This is a genomic window from Massilia sp. LMS1-1-1.1, assembly GCF_040815535.1.
Lineage (GTDB): Bacteria > Pseudomonadota > Gammaproteobacteria > Burkholderiales > Burkholderiaceae_D > Janthinobacterium > Janthinobacterium aestuarii.
In genome coordinates this window covers 43,188-53,499 of the sequence record NZ_JBFPNG010000066.1, presented here as the reverse complement: position 1 = coordinate 53,499, position 10,312 = coordinate 43,188, and the positions used below count along the sequence as shown (strand labels likewise).

Annotated in this window: 9 protein-coding genes; all 9 read right to left on the bottom strand. The window is 63.4% G+C overall.

The genetic code is table 11. The annotated features are described in order from the left end of the window. Window positions 1-24 precede the first annotated feature (24 nt). Window positions 25-732 (bottom strand): transposase, encoded by a 708-nt coding sequence (locus MRBLMS1_RS28260; RefSeq protein ID WP_485883659.1) that lies wholly within the window; start codon window positions 730-732, stop codon window positions 25-27. A 156-nt stretch (window positions 733-888) separates the two neighbouring features. Continuing rightward, entirely contained in the window at window positions 889-1,569 is a 681-nt protein-coding gene (locus MRBLMS1_RS28255) for a response regulator transcription factor (protein ID WP_034753797.1), read from the bottom strand. Between the two features lie 136 nt (window positions 1,570-1,705). Beyond that, window positions 1,706-2,833, bottom strand: a complete 1,128-nt coding sequence (locus tag MRBLMS1_RS28250) for a PAS domain-containing sensor histidine kinase (RefSeq protein WP_485883656.1) — start codon at window positions 2,831-2,833, stop codon at window positions 1,706-1,708. A gap of 49 nt (window positions 2,834-2,882) precedes the next feature. Further along, on the bottom strand, window positions 2,883-5,987 hold the full coding sequence (locus MRBLMS1_RS28245) for a DEAD/DEAH box helicase (protein WP_070303719.1): 3,105 nt from the start codon (window positions 5,985-5,987) through the stop codon (window positions 2,883-2,885). 208 nt (window positions 5,988-6,195) lie between these two features. Beyond that, window positions 6,196-6,687 (bottom strand): YbjN domain-containing protein, encoded by a 492-nt coding sequence (locus tag MRBLMS1_RS28240; protein ID WP_223279040.1) that lies wholly within the window; start codon window positions 6,685-6,687, stop codon window positions 6,196-6,198. Between the two features lie 25 nt (window positions 6,688-6,712). Beyond that, window positions 6,713-7,381 carry a hypothetical protein gene (locus MRBLMS1_RS28235; protein ID WP_485883653.1) on the bottom strand — a complete coding sequence of 223 codons (669 nt, stop codon included), beginning with the start codon at window positions 7,379-7,381 and terminating at the stop codon, window positions 6,713-6,715. A gap of 9 nt (window positions 7,382-7,390) precedes the next feature. Then, complete coding sequence (locus MRBLMS1_RS28230; protein WP_485883651.1) at window positions 7,391-9,127, bottom strand: putative porin; 1,737 nt, start codon at window positions 9,125-9,127, stop codon at window positions 7,391-7,393. 36 nt (window positions 9,128-9,163) lie between these two features. Continuing rightward, window positions 9,164-9,880: an energy transducer TonB family protein gene (locus tag MRBLMS1_RS28225; protein ID WP_223279041.1), complete on the bottom strand. Its 717-nt coding sequence runs from the start codon at window positions 9,878-9,880 to the stop codon at window positions 9,164-9,166. A 10-nt stretch (window positions 9,881-9,890) separates the two neighbouring features. Beyond that, window positions 9,891-10,301 (bottom strand): ExbD/TolR family protein, encoded by a 411-nt coding sequence (locus MRBLMS1_RS28220; RefSeq protein WP_034753784.1) that lies wholly within the window; start codon window positions 10,299-10,301, stop codon window positions 9,891-9,893. Between the last annotated feature and the right edge of the window lie 11 nt (window positions 10,302-10,312).

Here is a 10,312-nt window from a genome sequence, read left to right as displayed (position 1 = left end):
TTTTGTTTTAAATGCGAATGGGTTTCAATTGACGTGCGCTTCGGCCACGATTTTGCGGGGACGGCCCCGCTTGGCTGGCAGCACTTGCCGCTGCATTTTCTGCTCCAGGGCCTGCTTGAAAACGTCGGAACCCAGCGGCCAGCCCTTCAATACAGCCTCTTCCACCACTTTCACCTGGCTGCTGCCCAAGCCTTGCTCGAACAGGCGCAGATAGGCCGCCTCGCGGTCGAACGGCGTGTTGCCGAGCGCCCAGTACAGCGCGTGGTCGGTGATGACGGGGTCGGGCCGCACACCGGCATGGTGGGCATAGCTGGACCACGTATGGTCGAGTGCATGTGCCACCAGCCCCGTTTGCACGGGCACGCATTCGAGGTAGCGGCAGCAAGTGAGGAAGAAATTGTCGGGATCGATGACGGAAGTTTTGTAGCGTCCCTGCCACAACGCCCCTTCGCGTCCGTATTTTTGGTTGAAATGCGGCACGTAATAGCGTCCCAGCCACTGCATCAGCTGCCCCAGGCCCGTCGCATCGCTGGGCGTGGCCAGTAAATGTAGCTGATCAGGCAATAAAACGTAGGCGTGGATGGCCACCTTGAACATTTTCGCGCCCGTTTTCAGCCAGGAGAGAAATTGCGCATAGTCGGCCGCGTCCTGGAACACGGGCTGGCGGTTGCTGCCGCGCTGGATCACGTAATGGGGCAGTGCAGGAATGATAAGGCGGGGCAAACGGGCCATGGCAAGAGTCGGTAAAGATAGGCTAAGGCCTTGATTTTACACAATTGCGAGCACAAGACGCGACTCTGACCCTGTTTTATTTGACATGCTGGAAAAAGCGCTTGACTCTGTCCCTTTTATTGCGCCGACCACTTGCGGACGGCGCAATACGGCAAATCAGGACAGATTAAAGCTGGCCGAGAGGCTGTAACCCTCGCCATACGCGCTGCGCAGCGGCAAGTCCTGGCCCAAGCCCGTCTTGGCTTTCTTGCGCAGGCGGTAGACGAGCATGTCGACCCGGCGGCCCGCGTCGGGATCTTCGCCGCCCATGCCGGCCACGATGACATCGCGCGGCACGGGGCGGGTATTGATGGTCAACAGGTGCAGGAAGTTGAATTCCTTTTCCGTCAGGGCGATGACGGCGCCCATCAGCTCAAGTTGGCGAGCGCTTACTTTCAAGGTCCACTTGCCCGGCTCGGGCACGGGGTCTTGCGGGCCGACGCGGCGGTCGAGCGCCTCGATGTGGGCGGCCAGTTCGGGGAATTTGATCGGCTTGGTCAGATAGTGGTCGGCACCCAGGCGCAAGCCCAGGATGCGGCTGTCGAAAGCGACGCGCCCCGTCAGCACCAGCACGCCGATTTGCGGATACAGCTGGCGCATGCGGGGGATGACGTTGAAGCCATCCTCATCGGGCAAGCCCAGGTCCAGCACGACCACGCCAACATTGCCATGGCTCAACGCCGTCCACATCCCGCCAGCGGAGCTGGTGATATGAACTTCGTGTTCGAGCTCAACGAGAAACTCCGCCATGTCTTCGGCGTAGTCCAGATTGTCTTCGACGATCAGTATTTTCGTCATTGCAACGCCATTCTTCCGTTAGTGAGCTACCGTGGGCAAACCATGCCATTCACTTCTGCACCATGATGGACGGCACAATAGGTTTACGTCAAGGAATTATCACGGTTGCCTTCAGCGGAAGCAACTTTTTTCTAGTCTAGCCGGGAAGCGGCAGCCAAATCCGGAAAAGTGCCCCGCCTTCGGGCAGATTATGCCCCTGCAAACTTCCGCCATGCACCTCGACGACGGCGCGCGCCATGTACAGGCCCAGGCCCGCGCCAGGATGCGTGGCCTCGATTCCTCGGAAACCTTTTTCGAACAGCCGGGCCAGTTCTTCTTCCCGCAAGCCAGGCCCCGCATCACGCACGGACAGCGCCACGCCTCCTTCGGGCACCAGCCTGGCCGACACGGTGATGGCGCTGCCCGGCGGGCTGAACTTGACGGCGTTATCTAACAAGATTTTCAGGCACAGGGCCATGCCGGGCACGTCGCAGCGCAGCTTGGCCGGCAAGTCTTCATCGAGCTCCAGCTGCACGCGGTGGCTGGCCGGCACGGTGGCGGCCGCCTGCTGCAGCAAGGCCAGCGGCGCGATGCCGTCGGCGGCCCGCTCGCGGCCGATGGCCGCCATGCGTTCGGGCGACAGATAATCGTCGATCATGGCCAGCAGGCGATCGACGGCCGTCTGGATTTTCACGTAGCGCTTGCGCGTGGCCTCGTCCGCCTCGGTGGACGTCGAGACGAGGCGCTGGATGGCGCCATCGATGGTGGCCAGCGGCGTGCGAAATTCATGCGACAGCATCGAGGCGAAGCGCTTTTGCTCCTTTTCCCGTTCGGCTTCCTGCGCCTGGGCGGCGCTGACGTCGCGCACCGTGCCCACGACGGTGACGCTCCGGCCAGCCGCCGCGGGCACGATGGTCGAACTGATTTCCAGCGCCAGCTGGTGGCCGTCCGCGTGCGGCAGTTCCACTTCGCGCAGCAGGGTCAGGCGGCTGGTGTCGCCATCGCGCCAGCGTTGCAAGCGGGCCGGCACGTCGGCCGCCAGGCGCGCCGCATGCGCGCGCAAGGCAGCCGCGTCATGGCCCGTCAGCCGCAGCGCGGCGGGGCTGATGTAGAGCAATTCGAGGGTGGTGGCGTCGAGCAGGAAAGCCGCGTCGCGCCCGTGTTCGGCCAGCAGGCGGAACTGCGCTTCGCCCGCCCGCGCGCGCAGCAGGGCGCGGCGCAACTGGGCGAAACGCAGCGCCATGAGGATGGCGCCGGCAAGCAGCAGGAGGAAAATAGGCAGCATGCGTTATACCTGGCAAGAAAGAATCGCCAAGTATAAGCGTGCGGCAGCGTTAATCTTCCAGCGGGGCGAAAATCTGCTGCAAGTCTTCCTGCGTGAGGGCCATCTTCTGCGATTCGCCTTCGGCCAGGATCGATTGCGCCAGTTCCGATTTCTTTTGCTGCAGCAGCTGGATTTTTTCTTCCAGCGTGCCCTTCGCGATCAGCTTGTAGACGAACACGGGCTTGTCCTGGCCGATGCGCCAGGCGCGGTCCGTGGCCTGGTTTTCCGCCGCCGGATTCCACCACGGGTCGTAGTGGATCACTGTGTCGGCCGCTGTCAGGTTCAAGCCCACGCCGCCCGCTTTCAGGCTGATCAGGAAAATCGGCACGGCGCCCTGCTGGAAGGCCGCCACTTGCGCGCCCCGGTCCTTCGTTTCGCCCGTCAACAGCGCGTACGGGATGTCGCGCGATTCGAGCTCTTCCTCGATCAATTCCAGCATGCTGGTAAATTGCGAGAATACTAGGATCTTGCGCCCTTCGTCGAGCAAGTCTTCCACCATCTGCATCAGGTCGAGCAGCTTGGCCGAACCGGCCGACTGCTTCTTCGCCGGCAAGGATTTCACGAGACGGGGGTCGCAGCACACCTGGCGCAATTTCAGCAGCGCTTCGAGGATGACGATCTGGCTGCGCGCCACGCCCTTCTTGTCGATTTCTTCGCGTACCTTTTGATCCATCGCAAGACGCACGGTTTCATACAGGTCGCGCTGCGGCCCCGTCAATTCCACCTTGCGCACCATTTCCGTTTTCGGCGGCAGCTCCTTGGCGACATTGTCCTTCGTGCGGCGCAGCAAGAAAGGCTTGATGCGGCGGTTCAGCAGCATGCGGCGCAGCGGGTCGTCCTGGCGCTCGATCGGATGGCGGAACTGCGTGTTGAACGTCTTCTCGTCTCCCAGCAAGCCCGGCAGCAGGAAGTGGAATTGCGACCACAGTTCGCCCAGATGGTTTTCCAGCGGCGTGCCGGACAAGCACAGGCGGTGGCGCGCGCGCAGCAGGCCCGCGCTTTGCGCCGCCTTGCTGCGCGTATTCTTGATGTAGTGCGATTCGTCGAGGATGACCAGGTGGAAATCATGCTCGCGCAAGGTTTCCTCGTCGCGCGGCAGCAAGGCGTAGGTCGTCAGCACCAAGTCGCATTGATCGATCTGGTCGAATTGCTGGGCGCGGTCCTTGCCTTGCAGCAGCAGCACTTTCAGGGAAGGTGCAAACTTGGCCGCCTCGTCCTGCCAGTTGCCCATCAAACTCGTCGGTGCAATCACCAGGGCCGGATGCGTGAGACGGCCCGCTTCCTTTTCCACCAGGATATGCGCCAGGGTTTGCACGGTTTTACCTAAGCCCATGTCATCGGCCAGGATGCCCGCCAGGTCATGGTCGCGCAGGAATTGCATCCATGCCAGACCATCGGCCTGGTAATCACGCAAGGTCGCCTGCAGGCCGGCTGGCGCCGCCACTTTTTGCACGGAACCGAACTGGCTCAGCTTGCGGCCCATGGCGCGCAGCTGCTCGCCGCCCGTCCATTGCATCTCCAGGCCCCGTGCCAGCTCTTCCAGGCGCGCCGCGTCCAGGGTCGACATGCGCACGGCATGTTTGATCTTGTCGCTGAAATACAGTTCGCCCAAGGTGTTCAGGATGGGGCGCACACGGCCCCACGGCAAGGCCACGCGCGTACCGTCCGGCAAGGTTGCCAGCATCTGGTCATCGTCCGCATGCGCTTCGATGACTTTCGGATTGAAATCGTTGGGCGCGTTGCGGATCAGCTGCACCAGCACGGGCAACAGCGGCACTCTTTCGTGGTTGACGACGATGCCCAGTTCCAGCTCGAACCAGGCGTTGCCGCTGTCCGGGTCCTGGTCGTCGATTTCCGCGTACCAGTCGCCCACGTCGCTCACGTCGTAGCGGTACTTGGCCGTCTTTTCCACGATCCAGCCCTGCTCCAGCAAGGCGTCGATGCCGGACTCGGCAAAACGCAGCCATTCCGCCTGGGACGGCAGTTGCAAGGCGCCCTTCAAGCCGCTCAAGGGGGCCGAGCCCGGCTTCTTGAATTGCAGCTCGGCCAGGGTGGCCAGCGCGCGCGCTTCGTCGACCGTGTTTCTCTGGATGATTTCCGTCACGTCGCCCACTTGCCGCACCACGCGCTGCGACGGGTCGAACGAGACGCGCTCGCCATCGTAGTCGTAGGACAGCACGGCAAAATCGCTCCAGCGCTGGATGCTGCCATCGGCCAGCATGGCGCTATCGAGCAGCAGGACCGGTTGCGCCGGCACGTCCTTGCGCAAGCGCTGCGGCAACGGCTGCGGCAGCGGCATCAAATGCTGCAAGCCCTGCGCCAGCAGCAGTTGCGACACGCGCACCTTGTCGTTCGCGTTCAGGGGCGGCGCCTGCGCCACCAGCGCCTGCAAGTCGGCCAGGGAAATGTCGGAGCCGCCCTGGTTCAGTTCCAGCACGCCGCACGACAGATTGTCGATGTACCACGGCGGATCGGTGGGCAGCATGTAGTCGATCTGGTCGGCGCCATGGTGCTTCGCGCCTTCCGGTGGATCCACTTGCCAGCCCAGGCGCATGGTCTTGCCCTCGTCCCGCCAGAACAGGCGGGCGGGACGCACGGGACCTTCCTTCAACGGGTACACGAGGCCATTGCCGACATCGGCCCAAGAATTGGCCCACAACAGTTTATCCTGCTCGGCCAGCATTTTCAGCAGGGCCGCGCCCACCTTGCCCTTCGGCTCCGTGGCGCTGCCCGTCTGCGAATTCTGTCCGCTGCGCATGGCCACGAAGAAACGCACGAGGTCTTCGTCGGCCGGCGTCAAAAACGTGGGGGGCGCCGACAGCAGCGAGAAGATTTCGCTGATGGGCGACGCCGCCGCCACGTCGCCGTTCGGCCGCAGCCGCGCCTTGTACAGGCACAGGGCCACGTGGCGGCCGCCGCTGGTGGGCGCCAGCACGTAGATCAGGCGGTGCTGGTTGAGTTTGGGATCAGGCTCGGCAATCGTCAGCACGGCCTTCGGATGGGCGGCAGCCTCCACCCGCTGCAGCCAGGTGGCGACGGCATACGGCAAAGGCGCTCCCGGCGCGCTGGCCGGGGCAACTGGGGTTTCACTGGTTTCGTCGCGGGTAAAATCCATGGGGCGCATTTTTGTGTAAAGGTCGTATCCAAATCGGCAACAGGCAATATTATCCGCCATACAGCCGTTGCTGGCTTGATTCACACACGCTCTTTGAGCAGTTTTAATGCGCGATGCCTAAAAAATAAGTATTTAATACGACACTTGAGGCCCGCAGACGGCAAAAATGGCCCGTCACGGGCCATTTTTGCGTCCACTGGACGGCTTATCAGGCCGGCACAGTTTCTTCTTCTGCCACGCTGGCGGCCTCGACTACCGGTGCGGTGCTCGTATCGGCCGGCGTAAAGTTGCGCAAAAACAAGAAGAACTGGCCCATCATCTGCGTCCACAGTTGCAGATTGATATTCAGGTAGTCCTTGCTGACGCCGCCGGCGACCAGCACATCCATTTCCAGCACGACGAAATCGCCATGCTGGGCCACGCGGGCGAAACGCTTGCTGCGGTGCCATTCGGCCAGCAAGCCGGCCGGCAAGTCGCCGCCCTGCACGCGCAGCGGGCAGCTCAGGGTCAGATCCGCGTACTGGCCAGGCGCTGCTTCATTGCCCCACAGCACCTGGAAGCCGATGCCATGGCTGGCACTGTGCAGGCGCACGACGCCGTCGTGTTCGATGCTGGTCACGGCGCAGCCGGCCGCCTTGATGGCCTCGGCCGTTTGTTCCGCATTCAGGGTGGTCAGCAAATTGGTATTCGTGTTTTCCATCGTCATTCCATTCATTTCAAAAAAATTATTGGGGGGCCGGCGTTTCTGTTTGACGCGCATCAAAGCGGCCCTGGTACAGCTGGTCGCCGTACTGCTGCGCGATTTGCTCGAGTTTCACCCTGCTCTGCGCGGCGAAAGGCTGGCGCGCCTTCATGACGTCCAGCACGCCAAGACCTTCATACGCTTGCAGGATGTCCTGCCCGGCCGCATACAGCTGGGCATTCTTGCTTTCGCAGCGCGCCAGGGCACCGCGCTGGGCCGTCACTTCGCCGTCCAGGCGCGCACGCTCCGCTTCCAGCCGCTTGCCCGTGGCAGTCAATTGCTCGCTGGCCTGGCGGTACTGCGCCAGGCTGGCGGCCGCCTCTTGCGCGGCGGCCGTGCTGCGCTGTTGCTGCTCGCCCAGCTTTTCCCGCTGCGCGCGCTCGTGCGCCAGCTGCGACTGGCTGCGCGCCAGCTCCTTTTTCAAGCCATCGCTGGCAGGTTCGGCCGCAGCGGGCGCCGCCTTGGCGACAGGGGCACCCTTTGCTTTGAGCATTTCCAGCTCGCCGCGCGTCTGCTGCAATTGCGCCGTCACGTTACGCAACTCGGCCCGCAAGCGCTCTTCCATGCTTTGCCCCTTTTGTGCCTGCGCCGTACCGGCGGCCAGCAAGCTCAGCAGCAATAAAGGCAGGCGCATTTTGTTGGATATCAACATCATGGCTCCTTAGAAACGCGCGTTCAATTCGATTTGCAGCGTGTCGATCGACAGTGCCGAACCGAACACTTCGCGGCTCGACGTCCAGCGGCCGTTCAGCCAGGTATTCTTGTCGAGCGCATACGCGCCGCCCAGGTAGTAGCCGCGCGCATTCGTGCCGCCCAGGTGGAAAGTCGAATCGTTGTAGGCGTCAGGCAAGGCGTCCGGTTCGATGCGCTTGTAGCCCAGTAAGACGTTCCAGTCGCCGCGCGCCGCCGGGCTGGCCTTGCCCAAGGTCGCTTGCAGCATGTAGGCATTGCCGCCGCTCTTGAAATCGGCTTGCGATACGCCGCCCGTGCCGCCGAAATTGTTCATGATGCCGCCCTTGGCGCGCGCCCACATCTCGTTCTTGTCGTAAGCCATGTTGCGCACATAATCGCCTTCGATGCGCAAGTCCGTGCCGCCGGCGACCTTGCTATCCCAGCGCGCATTCAGGTTGGCCAGGCGGAATTTCGACGCCAGCCCCACGAATTGCGGCTGCGGCGTATTGGCCGGGTCCAGCGGGTTCAGAGCGATATTGCGCAGCAGCATCAAGCTATTGCCTTTTTGCATGCTCGACGGACGCGACCAGTCCGTGCCGCAGCCATCGGCGCCCGCGTACAGCGCACACGGCTGCGAGTACTCTCCGCTGATGTTGCGGAAGTTGTAGTAGGCCAAGGCGCCACGCAGCTGATGGTCGCTATTGATCTTCCACGACGCGCCCACTTGCGCACCCAGCAGCCATTTGTTTTCGCTGGCCATTTTTGCCTGGCTGCGGCTAGGCGCATTGTCGGATGAATACTCGAGCGGAATCAGGCCCAGGGTACCGAAGACGGTGACGGCCTTGCTCTCGCCGACCGGCTGCTGCACCTTGGCGGCGATGCCGTCGAAATTGAGTTCGCTGGAAAACAGTTCGTCGCCAGAGACGAAGGGATTGTCGAAGCGGCCCGCCGTCAGTTTCAGCCAGGAAGCGGGCTGGTAGGACAGCCAGGCCTGGTCCAGCCAGATGTTTTTCTTGCCCAGGCCGCCACCGAGGGTTTGCGTGGTGGACACAGGGCTGTCGTCATTGCCGCTGGCCAGGCGGATGCCTGCCTGCGTGGTGTCGGAAATATCGGCCAGGATGCCCAGGCGCGCACGCGCGCGCAGCAAGTGCTTGCGGTCTTCGCGCGTGTTCAGCAACGCCGGCAGGGTCAGGTTGGTGTTCGAGTTGACGTCGTAGCCGCTGCCGCTGTTGAGCGAGCGCCAGTCGATCTCGATATTGCTGTTGGCCATGTCGTAGTAGCGCGATTCGTAGCGCGCGCGCACGTCGCCTTCCAGGCGGATGCGCTTGGTCCAGGCCGGCGTTTCATTCGGCGCCGCCCAGCCGCTCGCTTTTGCCTCGGCCATGACCTGGCCCTTGATTTCGTCGCGGATCTGTTCGCGCACGGTTTGCGAAATATACGGCACGCGCACGTCGCCCGGCTGCACTTGCGCCAGGGCGGCCGGCGCGGCGGCCGGACGGGCTTGCGCTTGTGCCAGCGCTTCGCTCTGCGCCTGCGCCAGCAGCGCTTCGCCGGCATCCTTGTTCAGGGCGCCGCTCTGGATCAGGCCGCGGATCAGCTTGACCATGGTGCTGTCGGCCGGTGCCGTCTGGGCTTGTACCGCGCCTGCCGCCACACTCAGGGCCAGGGCAGCCAGCGCCAGCGGAAGGCGGCGCGCACGCTGTGGGGAAGAAAATAAGGAATTCATCGCTTCTTTCGGTAAATGAGGAATTAGTTCATGCGCTTACGGGCGCCGACCTTTAATGGAAACGCGGGCCGGGAAACGCAGGGATGCCGGTGGCCGCTCATCGGCGCGGAAATCGCGCACCATGGCCAGTACCTGCTCATCCGTCTGCGCATTGCCCGTGCCTTGCACCAGCTGCACTTTCGTCGTCTTGCCTTCCGCATCGAGCCACAGGTCGACGCGGATGTCGCTAAACGCCAGCTGGCGCGTGCGCGGATCGCGGGCAAAGGCCAGCTGCAGCGCGTTGGCCACATAGCGGCCATACGATCCCGCGCCGAGCCCACCGCCACCGCCGCCGCCCGTCATGCCGCCGCCGCGTCCGGCCTGGATGCCGAAGGCGTCGCTGCCAGCCTGCGCCGCGCCATCGATGGTGACAGGGTCGCCCTTGTCCGGCGACGGGCTTTCCGGCGCGTCATCCATGGGCTTGTCGGCCGGTGTCGGTTCCGGCTCCGACACTTCCGGCACCACCTTGTCCGGTGTCGGTTCCGGCAGTTTTTCCGGTTCCGGCGGCGGTGGCGGCGGAGGGGGCAGCATCAGCATCGGCGGGGCCGCCACTTCGCGCTTGGTGGCGGCCGTGTCCGACAGCAAATACCAGACCAGCGCGGCCAGCGCAGCGGCCAGCAGCACGCCGCCGGCCACGCCGCCCCAGCGGCGCCACCACTGCGCCGCACCCGACGATTCCGGGGCGGCCATCTTCATCATGTCGTCACGCTTCACCTTGCGCTCCTCATGCCGGCTTGCCGGTCACCAGGCCCACCTGGTTCAGGTCGATGCGGCGCAGCAAATCGAGCACTTCGACCACTTTCGCGTACTGCACGGCGGCATCGCCGCGCACGATCACGGGAAAGTCGGGCGTCAGGGCCTTTTCCGTGCGCAAGCGCTCTTCCAGCTCGGGCAGGGTGACGGGATAGGCGTCGAGAAAGACCTGGCCCGCGTTGTCGATGGTGATGGCCTTGGTCTTCGGTTTTTCCAGCGCCATGGCCGAGCTGGCCTTGGGCAGGTCGACCTTGATGCCGGGAATGCTGGCGTTGCTGGTCAAAATGAAGATCACCAGCACCACCAGCAACACGTCGACGAAGGGCGTGATGTTGATGCCGCCGCTACGCTTGCGGGGGGTAAACTTGGCGGAGGTGGCCATGGCTATGCCCC